Source organism: Streptomyces sp. NPDC006332, from assembly GCF_040612855.1.
Taxonomy (GTDB): domain Bacteria; phylum Actinomycetota; class Actinomycetes; order Streptomycetales; family Streptomycetaceae; genus Streptomyces.
This window is the reverse complement of the sequence record NZ_JBEXRA010000001.1, coordinates 276,537-292,453: the sequence shown is the minus strand read 5'-3', so window position 1 is coordinate 292,453 and position 15,917 is coordinate 276,537. Positions and strand designations below refer to the sequence as shown.

The 15,917-nt window shown below is 69.7% G+C and carries 11 protein-coding genes; 6 read left to right on the top strand and 5 right to left on the bottom strand.

Translation table 11 applies throughout. From position 1 onward, the window contains the following. The first annotated feature begins 43 nt into the window (after window positions 1–43). From ABZ027_RS01145 to ABZ027_RS01130, 4 genes are all read left to right on the top strand, one after another. Window positions 44–1,270 (top strand): acetyl-CoA C-acyltransferase, encoded by a 1,227-nt coding sequence (locus ABZ027_RS01145; RefSeq protein ID WP_356763028.1) that lies wholly within the window; start codon window positions 44–46, stop codon window positions 1,268–1,270. Beyond that, window positions 1,267–3,393, top strand: coding sequence for a 3-hydroxyacyl-CoA dehydrogenase NAD-binding domain-containing protein (locus ABZ027_RS01140; RefSeq protein WP_356763026.1), 2,127 nt, complete (start codon window positions 1,267–1,269; stop codon window positions 3,391–3,393). The genes ABZ027_RS01145 and ABZ027_RS01140 overlap by 4 nt, the downstream gene beginning before the upstream one ends. A gap of 165 nt (window positions 3,394–3,558) precedes the next feature. Next, window positions 3,559–4,995 carry a cellulose binding domain-containing protein gene (locus ABZ027_RS01135; protein WP_356763024.1) on the top strand — a complete coding sequence of 479 codons (1,437 nt, stop codon included), beginning with the start codon at window positions 3,559–3,561 and terminating at the stop codon, window positions 4,993–4,995. Then, entirely contained in the window at window positions 4,992–6,455 is a 1,464-nt protein-coding gene (locus ABZ027_RS01130; protein WP_356763022.1) for a polysaccharide deacetylase family protein, read from the top strand. The genes ABZ027_RS01135 and ABZ027_RS01130 overlap by 4 nt, the downstream gene beginning before the upstream one ends. A gap of 61 nt (window positions 6,456–6,516) precedes the next feature. Here the strand turns inward: ABZ027_RS01130 and ABZ027_RS01125 are convergent, their stop codons facing one another. From ABZ027_RS01125 to ABZ027_RS01115, 3 genes are all read right to left on the bottom strand, one after another. Beyond that, the gene (locus ABZ027_RS01125) at window positions 6,517–8,244 is read right to left on the bottom strand and encodes a glycosyltransferase (RefSeq protein WP_356763020.1); all 1,728 of its coding nucleotides are present in this window, start codon (window positions 8,242–8,244) and stop codon (window positions 6,517–6,519) included. Further along, window positions 8,241–9,512: a nucleotide sugar dehydrogenase gene (locus ABZ027_RS01120; protein WP_356763018.1), complete on the bottom strand. Its 1,272-nt coding sequence runs from the start codon at window positions 9,510–9,512 to the stop codon at window positions 8,241–8,243. Before ABZ027_RS01120 ends, ABZ027_RS01125 begins: the two co-directional genes overlap by 4 nt. 247 nt (window positions 9,513–9,759) lie before the next feature. Beyond that, window positions 9,760–10,776, bottom strand: coding sequence for a hypothetical protein (locus ABZ027_RS01115; RefSeq protein WP_356763016.1), 1,017 nt, complete (start codon window positions 10,774–10,776; stop codon window positions 9,760–9,762). Between the two features lie 133 nt (window positions 10,777–10,909). On the opposite strand from ABZ027_RS01115, the gene ABZ027_RS01110 reads away from it, so the two are divergent. Both ABZ027_RS01110 and ABZ027_RS01105 read left to right on the top strand, forming a co-directional pair. After that, window positions 10,910–11,800, top strand: a complete 891-nt coding sequence (locus ABZ027_RS01110) for an NAD(P)-dependent oxidoreductase (RefSeq protein WP_356763013.1) — start codon at window positions 10,910–10,912, stop codon at window positions 11,798–11,800. Between the two features lie 33 nt (window positions 11,801–11,833). After that, on the top strand, window positions 11,834–12,208 hold the full coding sequence (locus ABZ027_RS01105) for an NTP pyrophosphohydrolase (RefSeq protein WP_356763011.1): 375 nt from the start codon (window positions 11,834–11,836) through the stop codon (window positions 12,206–12,208). A gap of 28 nt (window positions 12,209–12,236) precedes the next feature. On the opposite strand, the gene ABZ027_RS01100 is transcribed toward ABZ027_RS01105, so the two are convergent. Both ABZ027_RS01100 and dxs read right to left on the bottom strand, forming a co-directional pair. Beyond that, complete coding sequence (locus tag ABZ027_RS01100) at window positions 12,237–13,775, bottom strand: amino acid permease (RefSeq protein WP_356763009.1); 1,539 nt, start codon at window positions 13,773–13,775, stop codon at window positions 12,237–12,239. Window positions 13,776–13,921: 146 nt separating this feature from the next. Continuing rightward, window positions 13,922–15,883, bottom strand: a complete 1,962-nt coding sequence (gene dxs / locus ABZ027_RS01095; RefSeq protein WP_356763007.1) for a 1-deoxy-D-xylulose-5-phosphate synthase — start codon at window positions 15,881–15,883, stop codon at window positions 13,922–13,924. Window positions 15,884–15,917 lie beyond the last annotated feature (34 nt).

Here is a 15,917-nt window from a genome sequence, read left to right as displayed (position 1 = left end):
GCATCGCAGCAGTGCAGATCCCGCACCCTGGAGGAGAGCCATCGTGCCTCGTACCGTCAAGGACGTCGTCTTCGTCGACGGCGTCCGCACCCCGTTCGGCAAGGCGGGCCCGAAGGGCATCTACCACGAGACCCGGGCCGACGACCTCGTCGTGAAGGCGATCCGGGAGCTGCTGCGCCGCAACCCCGGTCTCGACCCCAAGAAGATCGACGAGGTCGCCATCGCCGCGACCACCCAGATCGGTGACCAGGGCCTGACGCTGGGCCGCACGGCCGGCATCCTCGCCGGGCTCCCCCAGTCGGTGCCGGGCTACTCGATCGACCGTATGTGCGCCGGTGCGCTCACGGCCGTCACCACCACCGCCGGCTCCATCGCGTTCGGTGCTTACGACGCCGTCATCGCCGGTGGCGTGGAGCACATGGGCCGCCACCCGATGGGTGAGGGCGTGGACCCGAACCCGCGCTTCGTCAGCGAGAAGCTGGTCGACGAGTCCGCCCTGTTCATGGGCATGACCGCGGAGAACCTGCACGACCGCTACCCGACGATCACCAAGCAGCGCGCCGACGAGTACGCGGTGCGTTCGCAGGAGAAGGCCGCGAAGGCGTACGCCAACGGCAAGATCCAGGCGGACCTGGTGCCGATCTCCGTACGTCGTACCAACGCGGAGGCCGGTGAGACGGGCTGGGGCCTGGTCACCGCCGACGAGCCGATGCGGCCGGGCACCACGCTGGAGAACCTCTCCGGTCTCAAGACGCCGTTCCGCGTGCACGGCCGGGTCACCGCCGGTAACGCGGCCGGTCTGAACGACGGCGCGACCGCCTCGATCATCGCCAGCGAGGACTTCGCCCGCGAGCACAACCTGCCGGTCAAGATGCGCCTGGTCTCCTACGCCTTCGCCGGTGTCGAGCCGGAGGTCATGGGCTACGGCCCGATCCCGGCCACCGAGAAGGCCCTCGCCCAGGCCGGTCTGTCGATCGAGGACATCAACCTCTTCGAGATCAACGAGGCCTTCGCGGTCCAGGTCCTCGCCTTCCTGGAGCACTACGGCATCGCCGACGACGACGCCCGCGTCAACCAGTACGGCGGCGCCATCGCGTACGGCCACCCGCTGGCCTCCTCCGGCGTCCGCCTGATGACGCAGCTGGCCCGCCAGTTCGAGGAGCAGCCGGAGGTCCGTTACGGCCTCACCACCATGTGCGTCGGCTTCGGCATGGGCGCCACGGTCATCTGGGAGAACCCGAACCACAAGGACGCCGGAGGCGACAAGTGAGCACCACCGAACTCCTGAAGGGCGCGGCCGAGCTGTTCCCCGACGAGGTCGTGACCTCGGCGCACGTACGCCACCTCGACCTGCCGTTCGGCGCCGGGCGCTTCGCGCTCATCACGCTGGACAACGGCTTCGACCACACCAAGCCGACCACCTTCGGCCCGGCCTCGCTGGCGAACCTGAACACCGCCATCGACCAGGTCGAGAAGGAGGCCGCGGCCGGCGACATCGTCGGTGTCGGCATCACCGGCAAGCCGTTCATCTTCGCCGTCGGCGCCGACCTCAAGGGCGTCGAGCTGCTGAAGGAGCACAAGGACGCGCTGGCCATCGGCAAGGGCGGCCACGAGGTCTTCAAGCGCCTGGCCGGCATCGCGGTCCCGACCTTCGCCTACTACAACGGCGCGGCGATGGGCGGCGGCGTCGAGGTCGGTCTGCACTGCGCGTACCGGACCGTCTCCAAGGCGCTCCCGGCGTTCTCTCTGCCCGAGGTCTTCCTCGGCCTGGTCCCCGGCTGGGGCGGCTGCACTCTGCTGCCGAACCTGATCGGTGCCGACAAGGCCGTCTCGGTGATCATCGAGAACTCGCTCAACCAGAACAAGCAGCTCAAGGGGCAGCAGGTCTTCGACCTCGGTATCGCCGACGCGATCTTCGAGGGCGCCGACTTCCTGGAGCAGTCGCTGATCTGGACCGCCCAGGTCCTCAAGGGTGACGTCGAGGTCGAGCGCCCGGTGATCGACCGCGGCGAGGCCTGGGACCAGGCCGTGGCCAAGGGCCGCTCCATCGCCGACTCCAAGGTGCACGGGGCCGCTCCGGCCGCCTACCGCGCCCTCGACATCATCGCCGCCGCCAAGAACGGCGACCTCCAGCAGGGTTACGACGCCGAGGACCAGGCCCTCGCCGACCTGATCATGGGCGGCGAACTGCGGTCCGGGATCTACGCGTTCAACCTGGTGCAGAAGCGCGGCAAGCGTCCGGCCGGCGCCCCGGACAAGAACCTGGCCCGCCCGGTCACCAAGGTCGGCGTCGTGGGCGCGGGCCTGATGGCCTCGCAGCTCGCGCTGCTGTTCCTGCGTCGCCTTGAGGTGCCGGTCGTGCTGACCGACATCGACCAGGAGCGCGTCGACAAGGGCGTGGGCTACGTCCACGCCGAGATCGACAAGCTGCTCGGCAAGGGCCGCATCAACCAGGACAAGGCCAACCGTCTCAAGGCCCTGGTCTCCGGTGTGCTGGACAAGGCCGAGGGATTCTCCGACGCCGACTTCATCATCGAGGCCGTGTTCGAGGAGATCGGCGTCAAGCAGCAGGTGTTCGCGGAGGTCGAGGCGGTCGCCCCGGCGCACGCCATCCTCGCCACCAACACCTCCTCGCTGTCGGTCACCGAGATGGCGTCGAAGCTGAAGAACCCCGAGCGGGTCGTGGGCTTCCACTTCTTCAACCCGGTCGCGATCCTCCCGCTCCTCGAGATCGTCCGCGGCGAGCAGACCGACGAGGCCTCGCTGGCCACCGCGTTCGGTGTCGCCAAGAAGCTGAAGAAGACGGCGGTTCTGGTCAAGGACGCCCCGGCGTTCGTCGTCAACCGCATCCTGACCCGCTTCATGGGCGAGATCCAGAACGTCATCGACGAGGGCACCCCGGTCGAGGTCGCCGAGAAGGCCGTCGAGCCGCTCGGCCTGCCGATGTCCCCGCTGGTGCTCCTGGAGTTGGTCGGCCCGGCGATCGGTCTGCATGTGTCCGAGACCCTCAACGGCGCCTTCCCGGACCGCTTCAAGGTCTCCCCGAACCTCGCCGCCGTCGTCAAGGCGGGCAAGCGCGGCTTCTACGTCTACGACAGCGGCAAGCCGGAGCTGGACCCGGAGGTCGCCGCGCTGCTGAAGCAGGGCGACACCGTCCTCACCGAGGAGCAGGTCCGCGAGCGTGTCCTGGACGCGGTGGCGCAGGAGATCGGGCTCATGCTCGACGAGGGCGTCGTCGCCGAGGCCCAGGACATCGACCTCTGCCTGATCACGGGCGCCGGCTGGCCCTTCCACCTGGGCGGCCTCACGCCGTACCTGGACCGCGAGGGTGTCTCCGAGCGCGTGAACGGCAAGACCTTCCTGGCCCCGGGCGTGGCGAGCGTCCCGGCGTAACGCGGTACCCCTGAGGGGGGTGGGGCGCATGGTAACGATCCATGCGTTCCACCCCCTTTTGGCATGCCTCGACGGATAGGATCCTCACATAATCCGACCACTTGTTTACATTGCCCTGACGGTTCCGACCCACTGACCGGTCAGCGCCGTGCAGAAGGAGTCCCCGTGGCGTCCAACCGCCGCCGCCCGCCCCGACGACGGATCTGGCCCAAGATCAGGCTGCTCCTCCTGGTCTGTGTGGTCGCCGCAGGTGCCACGGCGCTGTATCCCGTGTGGAAGGCGGCGAACCCCGATCCGCCGGAGCTCGTCGTGCGGTACCGCACCGACACCCCGGCCACCGCCGCGGCGGCCAAGCCGTCGCTGGAGGTGATCAACGACTCGAAGAAGCCGCTGCCGCTGTCCGAGCTGACGCTGCGGTACTACTTCACCGCGGACGGGGACTCCACGTACGCCTTCAACTGCGTCCAGGCCGCCGCCGGCTGCTCGAACATCGCCGGGACCGTGAAGAAGCTCGACACCCCCTCCACGGACGCCGACCACTACCTGGAGCTGCGGTTCACCGAGGACGCGGGCACGCTGGAGCCCGGCGCCAACAGCAAGGGCATCGACGTCCAGCTGTTCCGCGCCGACCACAAGAAGCTGAAGCAGTCCAACGACCGGTCCTTCGACGCGGACAAGACCACCTACAAGGAGTCGAAGACGGTCACCGCCTACAAGCGTGGCGTCCTCACCTGGGGTGACGAGCCGGACGGCGGCGGCGAGAAGGGCGCGTCGGCCAAGTCCGCCGCCGCACCCGACCCCCTGCCTGCCGCTCCGCCCGGAGTGCTGTTCGACAACTTCGCCTACGTCGGCGCCAAGGACCCCGCGCTGTTCAAGCACGGCTGGCTGGTCCGCAGCAGCAAGGGCGGGCCGGGCATCGACGACACCTGGTCGGCGGACGGGGTCACCTTCCCCGCCGAGAAGGACGCGCTGGGCGACGGTCAGGTGCTGAACCTGCGCGCCGCCACCGACGGCACCGCGTCCGGCACCACGCAGGCCAGCCTCGGCACCGCGCGACGTGAGTTCCGCGACGGCACCTACGCCGCCCGGGTCCACTTCAGCGACGATCCGACCGAGGGCAGGAGCGGCGACCACGTCAACCAGACCTTCTACACCATCGGCGGCAGCGGAAAGACGTACAGCGAACTCGACAACGAGTACATGCCGAACGGCGGTTGGGGCCGGCTCGGTCCGAAGCTCGACACCGTGTCCTGGTACAGCCACGAGCAGAACGACCGCGTCTACGCCACCACCCACAAGAGCCTGGCCGGCTGGCACACCATGATGATCACGGTCGAGGACGACGTGGTCACGTACCGCATGGACGGCAAGAAGCTCTTCTCCAGCAGCGGCAAGTACGCCCCGCGGGCCGGCATGTCGATCAACTTCAACCACTGGTTCGTGGACCTGCCGTTCAAGGGCGACCGCGCCTGGGACATGCGGGTCGACTGGCTGTACTACAACGCCGACTCCGTGCTCTCCGCCAAGGAGGTCGACGCGGCGGTCGAGAAGTACAGCGACAACGGCATGAACTACTTCGACACCGTTCAGGAGAAGCGTTGAGCAAGGAGCATTCCCGGACCTCGGCCCGCTCACTGAGCCGGCGCGCCGCGCTGCTCATGGGCGGCACCGGAGGTGTCGCTCTGGCGGGGGGCGGCGGCGCGTGGCTGGGGACCGTGGCGGCCCAGCCCGCGGACGCCACGGCCGCCGAGGCGGCCATCGGAGGCCTCACCACACCTCCGGCCTACGCCCCGTCGGGGCGGCGCCCCAAGTACCGCCGGGCCACCTGGTCCCAGCAGTTCCAGGCCTCGCACGGCTGGACTCCGGGGGGCGCGGGCACCGCGTCGGCCGAGGCGAACGACACGTCCGCCTTCGTGCGCGGGACGCAGTCGGTGCGGGTCACCACCAACGGCACCGGCAAGCAGTCGTACGTCCGCAGGACCGGTATGGCGGCGCAGAACCTGACCGGCAAGATGATCAGGCTCGTGTTCCGGGTCGACGACGTGACCAACCTGTCCAAACTCGTCTTCTACCTGGGCAGCGGCGGGTTCGCGAACTACTTCTCCTGGACCTTCCACGCCCATTCGACGACGTCGGCCAACTATGTGCAGTCCGGGGAGTGGGTGACCGTCCACCTGCAGTGGGCGGACGTCACCAGCGCTGCCGGAACCTACTCGGTCTCCGCCTCGGGCGCACCGTCCACCAAGACCGGCTTCACCGACATGTCGTTCGCCGTGTACGACAACGCGGGCGGGCCGGTGACCTACCGGCTGCAGGCCGTCGAACTGATACCGGACACCGTCTCGGCCTTCCCGAAGGGCGTCGTCTCGATCACCTTCGACGACTCCCACAAGTCGATCCACGACCTGGCCCGGCCGGTGATGGACCAGTACGGCTTCTCGGGCACGGTCTACAACATCGCCGACGCGATCGGTACCGGCAGCTTCCTGACGGTTGATCAGATGCGCTCGATGCAGGACTTCTCGGGCTGGGAGATGGCCGGGCACTCCTACGCGAACGCCACCCACACCGCCAGCTACCCCAAGCTCACCGCGGAAGCGGCGGACGAGGACTTCCGCAAGCTGCGCGAGTGGCTGGTGGGCAACGGCTTCACCAGCGAGCACTTCGCCTACCCGCACGGGGCGTTCCAGAAGACCACGGACGGCGTGCCGGTGGACCAGATCGCGAGCCGGCACTTCACCACGGCCCGGTCGATCATCTCCGAGACGATCGAGTCCTTCGCCCCGGCCATGCCGTACCGCCTCAAGGCGCTGACCGGAGTCAACGACGGCACGGGCATCGGCGGTACCGCCCTGTCGCGGGTGACGGGCGCGGGCGGCAAGCTCGACCGCTGCGTCAACAACGGTGACTGGCTCATCCTGTGCCTGCACAAGGTCGTCGACGGCACTCCGGCGACCAGTACGGAGATCGGCAAGGCCGGTCTCGCCGAGCTGATGAAGGCGATCTCGGACCGGGGCATCCCGGTGCTCACGGTCGAGGAGGCGATGGCCTCCTACACCTGAGGCGCGGCCACGACGAAGAGGGGCGGCCGCCTGGCCGCCCCTCTTTCCTGTTCGTCCGGGCCTACCAGCCCTGGCCGTGTCCCTGGCCGTTGCCCTGCTGCCAGGACGGGTCCGGGTAGCCGCCCTGATGCTGGGGGTCGTACCCCTGCTGGTACGGGTCGTGCTGTCCGCCGCCCTGCCACTGCTGCTGCCCGGCCGGGGCCGCCGTCCCCCAGCTCACCTGCTGCTGCGGTACGTGCGCGTGCTGCTCGTCGTAACCGGGCAGCGGCTGCGGCTGGCTGGGGATGACACCGGAGGGGCGGGGCCGGGTACGCAGGGCCACGCCTTCGAGGCGCATCAACTGGAGCGTCTCGGTGACCTTCTTGTCCGAGTACGGGTCCTCCTCCTCGAAGATCTCCGTCACATCGGCCTCGTGGTCGCCTGCCACGGACACCTCGACGCCGCCCTGCCGGGTGCCCCAACTGCCCTTGTGCAGGGTGAACAGGGCGTAGAAACGCAGCGGGGTGAGCAGCGTCAGCTGGATCACGCCGTAGATCGGCGCGAGCAGGAACATGCCGAACCGCTTGATGAAGCCCATGCCGCGGCGCGGGAAGTCGAGGTAGCGCACGTTGCGGAGGTAGCCCATGAGCACCATGAAGACCAGGTAGTCACCGATGTGGTTGACGAACTGGGCGGGCTTCATGATGGGCAGGATGACCATCGAGTAGAACATCGCGGAGCCGAAGACCAGCCACAGGGCCAGTTCCATACAGGTCAGCCAGAAGGCGGGCCGGTACTTCTTCTGGTGGCGGAAGGCCCACAGGGACTCGCGGAAGAAGGACTTGTTCCAGCGGACCTGCTGGCGCAGGAAGTGCGGCAGCTTCTCGGGGACGGCCGTGTAGCCAACGGCGGTCTCCTGGAAGACCACCTGACCCTCCATCAGGCAGTAGTTGGTCATGCGGCGGTCGTCGCCGAAGACGGCCGGCTTGCCCAGGAACTGCTGGTTGAGGAAGTCGTCGAGGTACTTGCGCACCAGCGTGCCGCGGTAGGCGGACAGCGCGCCGCAGCAGCACAGGACCGACTTCAGGCGCGAGTACGCGGCCCGTTCGAAGAGGAAGGAGTTGCCGTAGCGCAGGTCCTGCAGGCGCGTGAAGATGTTGCTGTCGTGGTTGAGCGCCAGCACCATGCCGGTGGAGGCCATGATCTTCTCGTCGGCCAGCGGCATCAGCAGCTCACGGACGGTGTCCCGCGACAGGACGGTGTCCGAGTCGACGCACAGGAAGATGTCCGAGTAGGGCGCCGCCTGGAACCCCAGCGCGAGGGCCTCGCGCTTGCCCTTGTTCTCGGGCTGCACGCTGACCGTGTACTTGACGCCCTTGGCCTCGAACTCGCGGCGCATCTTCTTCGCCGTCCGGATGCCGGAGTCGTTGGCGCTGGCGTCGTCGATGATGTGGATCTCGTTGGGCAGCCGGCTCTGCGCGAGGAGGCTGCGCATGCCCTGCTCGAACATCACCGGGTCCTCGTTGTAGATCGGGATGACCGCGGTGACCCAGGCGTTCTCCAGGTACTCCAGCTCCTCCCGCCCGGCCTTGGCCGGACGGTAGAACAGGGCGCCGAACATCTTCAGCGCGAGCAGGCCCATGGCGCCCAGCGAGTACAGGTGCAGGGAGCCCGCGTCCAGCCGGGTGGCGATCAGCGCGGCGAGCCCGAGGAAGACGAGGTACGAGACCTTCAGATGCCGGCGTTTGCGGTGCCCGCGCTGGCCGCCGGAGTCGACGGCCCCGGCTATGTAGGTGTCCTCGGAAGTCACAGCTTGACCACCCGCGGGTGGTCGGCGGACTTGCCCCTGGTGTCGAAGAGCGCCCGGGCGCGGTCGGCGAGGTCGGCGAGGTCGATCTCGCGGTGCGGCTGGAGCAGGATGGTGAGGTCGGCCAAGGCGGCCTCGGCGAGGTAGTCGTCCGCCCGCTCGACGCTCTGGCCGGCGACCTTCCAGTCGTCGACACGCGGGTCGAAGTAGACGAGTTCGGCGCCGCGCGCGAGGAGGTTCTCCGCCACCGCGAGGGCCGGGCTCTCCCGCTGGTCGGAGATGTCCTGCTTGTACGTCACGCCGAGCAGCAGCACCCGGGAGCCCCGGACCGCCTTGCCCTGGTCGTTGAGCAGGTCGGCGGCGCGGTTGACCACGTGCACCGGCATGCGCTGGTTGATCTCCTGCGCGAGCTCCACGAACCGGAACGGGATGCCGAGCGAACGCACCTTGTACGACAGGTAGTTGGGGTCGATCGGGATGCAGTGTCCGCCGACGCCGGGGCCCGGGTAGAAGGGGGCGAAGCCGAACGGCTTGGTGGAGGCGCAGCGGATCGCGTCCCACAGGTCCACACCGATCTCGCGGCAGAACATAGACATCTCGTTGACGAGCGCGATGTTGACGTGCCGGTAGGTGTTCTCCAGCAGCTTGGCCATCTCGGCCTCACGGGTGCCCTTGGCCTCGACGACCCGGCTCACGAAGCGCTCGTAGAGGGCGCGGGCGGCCTTGGTGCAGTCCGCGGTGATGCCGCCGACGACCTTCGGGGTGTTCTCCAGACCGAAGGACGGGTTGCCCGGGTCGATGCGCTCCGGGGAGAAGGCGAGGTGGAAGTCGGTGCCGACCCGCAGCCCGCCGGCCTCCAGGCGGGGGCGGACGACCTCGTCCGTGGTGCCCGGGTACGTCGTCGACTCCAGCACCACGAGCGTGCCGGGCCTGAGGTGGGCGGCGATGTCGTCCACGGCGGCGTGCACCGCGCCGAGGTCGGGGGCGCCGTGATCGGTGAGCGGGGTGGGGACGCAGACGACGACCGCGGCGGCGTCGGCGATGACCTCGGCCCGGTCGACCGCCCGGAACCCCTGGTCGAGCATCGCACCGACCTCGGCGTCGGTGATGTCGTCCACATGCGAACGACCGGCGTTCAGTCCGTCGACCACGCGTCGGCTGTGGTCGAGACCGATGACCTTCAGGCCCGCGCCGGCGGCGGAGCGGGCCAGCGGCAGCCCCACGTAACCGAGTCCGACGACGACAAGATCCACCGTGGAGGATCTGCTCACAACAACATTCCCAACCCCGTTGTACCGACCTCTCGGCCGGCCCGGCGATACGTAGATCTCCCGATAAAATTCGAACAAACGCAGGGAGGCTAGCAAGGATTTTCACGCTTTAACCACAGTTTCTCGGCGTGCCGCTTGTCACGCGGACATCCGTACAACCCTGTGTGTGTTTCGTGTGTCTCAGGTCTCTGACGTACCAGCTCACGGCCTCGGGCCCTGGTGTCGCACCGCCCTCGGGGCGGGGACCTCACACCGGCCGCCAGGCCTCCAGCGCCAGGCCGGGCTCGTCCTTGCGTCGGGTCAGTTGCAGGTGTCCGGTGGACGGGGAGAGGGTGGCAGCGACCACCCGGTCGTCCTCGTCGACGGCCAGTGACACCTCCGAGTCCAGGGGGAGTTGGGGACCCGACTCGGTCCACCAGGCGCCGGCCGACTCCAGCTCGGTGGGGTACGCGGCGAAGGCGACCCGGCCGCCGACGGAGCGCTGGGCGAGCAAGGTGCAGTCGTGTCCGTCGAGTTCGCAGCGCACGGCGGCGACCGGGCCGGGGCCGGCGGAGGCGAGCAGGGTGACGGGCTTGGCGCCCGGGCGCCAGACGCACAGGTCCCCGGAGGCGTCGGTGAAGAAGAGCGTGCTGCTGTCCGGGGAGGTGGCGAGCGCGCGCAGGGTGCCGGGACGGACCGGGGCCTCGACCGTCTCGTCCAGGACCGGCTCGGCGCCAGCCTCCTCCTGACGCCAGTGCAGGAGCCGGCCGGACGTGGCCGCGTACAGCTCGACGCGTCCCGACTCCCCGGTCACGGCCGCCAACCCGTCCTGGGTGTCCTGCCCCTTGAGGTCGCGCCAGGGGTTCCAGCCGCCCTTCTCCTTCTGCGCCAGCATGCTCACCCCGCCGCCCTTGTTGCGGACGAAGACATGGGCGCGGCCCTCGGCGTCGACGGCGACGGCGGGCTCACCGGTGCGCTCGCCCGTCTTGTCGGGGTGCCCGATCGCACTCCAGTCGAGGGCCGCCAGCCGGGGCCGGAAGTGGGTGGAGTGCACCAGGGCGGACTGGCCGGGCTTGGTGGTCCGCCAGGCGACCAGATGGGCGTAGCCGTCGCCACCCTGCCCGACCGCGAGCACACCCTGCACTTTCTGGTCGCCGCCCACCCGGCGGGGAGCGTCCCACGGTCCGCCCGGGCCGCGCTCGGCCCGGCACAGGACGGCGTCATCCACGGGCAGGTACACACTGAGCCGGCCGTCACGGCCGCGTATGAGCCAGTCGCCGTTCACCGGTTCACCATAAGCGCAGGCGGCTGCTCGGCGCGTTCCGCCCCCCTGGCCGGCGGCCCCCGTGGGCTGTCGTCGCCGCGAGGGGGCAGGCTGGTGCACGAGAACCGCCGTACGAGAACAGGAAGTCGACGTCATGACCGACACGATCACCGTAAGCGTCCTGGGCACCGGGATCATGGGAGCGGCGATGGCCCGCAACCTGGCCCGCGCGGGGCACACCGTCCGGGCCTGGAACCGCACCCGCGACAAGGCCGAACCGCTCGGCGCCGACGGCATCACGGTCACCGGCACCCCGGCCGAGGCCGTGCGGGGCGCCGATGTCGTCCTCACCATGCTGTACGACGGTCCCGCCGCCCTCGACGTGATGCGTCAGGCGGCGTCCGGCCTGCGCCCGGGGGCCGCCTGGCTCCAGTCGACGACCGCGGGCATCGAGGTGATCGACGAGCTGGCCGACTTCGCCCGCGCGCACGGACTGGTCTTCTTCGACGCGCCGGTGCTCGGCACCCGCCAGCCCGCCGAGGCCGGACAGTTGCTCGTGCTGGCCGCCGGGCCCGCCGGGAGCCGCGACGCGGTGGCTCCGGTCCTGGACGCGGTCGGCGCCCGCACTGTGTGGACCGGCGAGGACGGCGCCGAGGGCAGCGCGACCCGGCTGAAGCTGGTGGCCAACAGCTGGGTCATCGCCGCCACCACGGCCGCCGGTGAGGTGCTGGCCCTGTCCCAGGCGCTCGGCGTGGACCCGCAGAGCTTCTTCGAGGCCATCGCGGGCGGCCCGCTCGACATGGGCTATCTGCGGACCAAGGCCCAGCTGGTGCTCGACGACCGGCTCACGCCCGCCCAGTTCGCGGTGGCCACGGCCGCCAAGGACGCCCGGCTCATCGTCCGGGCGGGCGAGCTGAGCGGCGTACGCCTCGACGTGGCCGCCGCGAGCGCGGAGCGGCTGGAGCGGGCCGCCGGGCAGGGGCACGCCGACGAGGACATGGTCGCCGCCTACTTCGCCAGCTTCGACGAGAAGCCTCAGCACTGAGGGATGGCGGCGCGGGCGTGGCACCCTGGCCGCATGGACGACAACGCCCCGCTGCTGGTGATCGTGGACGCCGCGAACGTCGTCGGGTCGGTGCCCGACGGTTGGTGGCGGGACCGGCGAGGGGCCGCGGAGCGGCTGCGGGACCGCTTGGCGGCGGACGGGATGCCGGGGCGTGATGGCCCCGTGGAGATCGTTCTTGTGGTCGAGGGCGCGGCGCGGGGGGTGGAGCCGGTGCCCGGCGTGCGGGTCGAGGCGGCGCCCGGCAGCGGGGACGACCACATGGTCGAGCTGGTCGCGCGGGCGGCCGGGCGGGCCGTGCTCGTCGTCACGGCGGATCGTGAACTCAGGCGCAGGGTGGGCGAGTTGGGGGCGGAGGTGACCGGTCCACGCACGGTCAGGCCGTCCTGACCGGGCCCACCGCCCCTGAAGGTGCCCGCTACGGCGCCGCGGTCGTTTCCTCCGTTCCGTGCGGCGGATCCGCCGACTGGTCGGCGGCGTCCCGCTGTTGCCGTCCGAGGCGGCTGTGACCGCGGCCGTAGAGGAAGTACACGACGAAGCCGATGGCCATCCAGATGCCGAAGCGCAGCCAGGTCTCGGCCGGCAGGTTGAGCATCAGCCACAGGGACGCGAGCACCGACACGATCGGCAGCACCGGCACCAGTGGGGTGTGGAAGGCGCGGGGCAGGTCGGGGCGGGTCCGGCGGAGGATGAGCACGCCGATGGCGACCACGATGAACGCGAACAGCGTGCCGATGTTCACCAGTTCGGCGAGCTCGCTCAGGCTGGTGAAGCCGGCCAGGATCGCGATGACCACGCCGAGCAGGATGGTCGGGCGGTGCGGCGTCTTGAACCGCGGGTGGACGTGGGAGAAGAAGCGGGGCAGCAGCCCGTCGCGGCTCATCGCGAAGAAGACCCGGGTCTGGCCGAGCAGCAGGATCATGCAGACCGTCGTCAGACCGACCGCGGCGCCGAAGCTGATGAAGCCCGCGAACCAGGGATGCCCGGTGGCCTTGAACGCGTCGGCGAGCGGAGCGTCCACCGACAGCTTGGTGTAGTGCTGCATGCCGGTCACCACGATCGACACCAGGACGTACAGCGTGGTGCAGATCAGGAGCGAGCCGAGGATGCCGCGTGGCATGTCGCGCTGCGGGTTGCGGGTCTCCTCGGCGGCCGTGGCCACCACGTCGAACCCGATGAACGCGAAGAAGACGACGGAGGCGGCGGTGAAGATGCCCATCACGCCGAAGTTGGACGGGGCCCAGCCGACCATCAGCTGGATGAGCGGGGCCTTGAGCCCGCTGCCCGCGTCCACGGCCTGCTCCTTGGGGACGAACGGGTGGTAGTTGTCGCCCTTGACGAGGAAGGCGCCCGCGACGATCACGGTCAGGACGACGGTCACCTTGATGGCGACCACGACGGCGGTGAAGCGCGCGGAGAGCTTCGTGCCGACCACGAGGATGCCGGTGAGGACCAGGACGAGGGCGGCGGCGAGGATGTCGAAGCCGAAGCCGTCGGCCCCCTCCCTGCCGCTGAGCGCCGCCGGCAGGTGCCAGCCCGCGTTGTCCAGCAGTGAGGCGATGTAGCCGGACCAGCCGACGGCGACCACCGCGGTGCCGAGCGCGAACTCCAGCACCAGGTCCCAGCCGATGATCCAGGCGGGCAGCTCACCGAGTGAGGCGTACGAGAAGGTGTACGCGGAGCCCGCCACCGGGACGGTGGAGGCGAACTCGGCGTAGCAGAGCGCGGCGAGCGCGCAGACGACACCGGCCACCACGAAGGCAAGGGCGGTGGCGGGACCGGCGTTGTTCTTGGCCACCGTGCCGGTCAGGACGAAGATGCCGGTGCCGATGATGACACCGACGCCGAAGACGGTCAGGTCCAGCGCGGAGAGGGACTTCTTCAGCGCGTGCTCGGGTTCCTCGGTGTCGAGGATGGACTGTTCGACCTTCTTCGTCCGGAAGAGGGTACTGCTCATGGGTACCTCCCACGCTGTGTCGCCCCGACATGATCGGGAGGGGGCGTAGTGCGTATGCCCCGGCGCGGGTATTTTCACGCGAACGGGCCGGTCATACCACTGTCAGGACAAGAGTGGGATGACCGGCCCGTTCGCTGGGGCCTGTGTCAGTCGCGGGCGGGCTCGACCTCTTCGACCTCGGCCGCCGTGCTGCCGATGGCGCTCCCCCCGCTCGTGCGGAGCCGGGAGTGGGGGATGCCGTCCAGCTTCGAGACCAGGCCGGTGACCTGGCGGGCGATGTCCGGCGCGGTCAGCCCGATCTCCGCCATGACCTCGGCGCGGGAGGCATGGTCGAGGAAGCGGGGCGGGATGCCGAAGTCGCGCAACGGCACGTCCACACCCGCGTCCCGCAGGGCCTGCGCGATCGTCGAGCCGACGCCGCCGACGCGGGAGTTGTCCTCGACGGTGACGACCACCCGGTGCCGCTCGGCGAGCGGGGCCATGGCCTCGTCGACCGGTTTGACCCAGCGCGGGTCGACCACGGTGGTGGAGATCCCCTGCTTGTCGAGCAGGTTGGCGATCTCCAGGCACATCGGCGCGAGGGCGCCCACCGAGACGAGCAGGACGTCCGGGGTGTCGGTGCCCGGTTCGCGCAGCACGTCCATGCCTCCGACGCGCCCGACGGCCGGTACGGCGGGGCCGACGGCGCCCTTGGAGAAGCGGACCACGGTCGGCGCGTCGTCGACGGCGACGGCCTCCCGGAGTTGGGCGCGGACCTGGTCGGCGTCGCGCGGGGCGGACAGCCTGAGGCCCGGCACGACCTGGAGGATCGACATGTCCCACATGCCGTTGTGGGAGGCGCCGTCGGTGCCGGTGACGCCGGCCCGGTCCAGTACGAAGGTCACACCGCACTTGTGGAGGGCGACGTCCATCAGGACCTGGTCGAAGGCACGGTTGAGGAAGGTGGCGTACACCGCGAACACCGGATGCACCCCGCCCGCCGCCAGCCCCGCGGCGGACACGGCGGCATGCTGTTCCGCGATGCCGACGTCGTAGATGCGGTCCGGGAAGGCGTCCGCGAACTTCTTCAGGCCGACGGGCTGCAGCATCGCCGCGGTGATCGCGACGATGTCCTCGCGCTCCTTGCCGAGCTGGACCATCTCGTCACCGAAGACGGAGGTCCAGTCGGCGCCCGAGGCCTTGATCGGCAGGCCGGTGTCCGGGTGGATGGGGCCGATGCCGTGGAAGCGGTCGGCCTCGTCCTGGAGGGCGGGCTGGTATCCGCGGCCCTTCTCGGTGAGGCAGTGCACGATGACGGGCCCGCCGAAGCGCTTGGCGCGGGCCAGCGCGGACTCCAGGGCCTCGATGTCGTGGCCGTCGATCGGGCCGACGTACTTCAGGCCGAGGTCCTCGAACATGCCCTGGGGCGCGATGAAGTCCTTGAGACCCTTCTTGGCGCCGTGGAGGGTCTCGTACAGGGGCCTGCCGACGACCGGGGTGCGCTCCAGGAGGTCCTTGCCGCGGGCCAGGAAACGCTCGTACCCGTCGGTGGTCCGCAGCGTCGCGAGGTGGTTGGCGAGGCCGCCGATGGTCGGCGCGTACGACCGCTCGTTGTCGTTGACGACGATGACCAGCGGACGGTCCCCGTCGGCGATGTTGTTGAGCGCTTCCCAGGCCATGCCGCCGGTGAGGGCGCCGTCACCGATCACGGCGACCACGTGGTCCTCGCGGTCGAGGATCTGGTTGGCCTTGGCGATGCCGTCGGCCCAGCCGAGGACCGTGGAGGCGTGGCTGTTCTCGATGACGTCGTGCTCGGACTCGGCCTGCGAGGGGTAGCCGGACAGACCACCCTTCATCTTCAGCCTGGAGAAGTCCTGACGGCCGGTGAGCAGCTTGTGCACGTACGACTGGTGTCCGGTGTCCCAGAGGACCTTGTCCTTGGGTGATTCGAACACGCGGTGCAGGGCGATGGTGAGCTCGACCACGCCGAGGTTGGGGCCGAGGTGGCCGCCGGTCTTGGAGACGGCGTCGACGAGGAAGGTCCGGATCTCCTCGGCCAGCTGGTCCAGCTGCTCCAGGCTGAGCCGGTCCAGATCGCGCGGTCCCCTGATGCGGGTCAGCAGCGGCACCCGTACCTCCTTGCAAGTAGAGCTGATCGAGCTG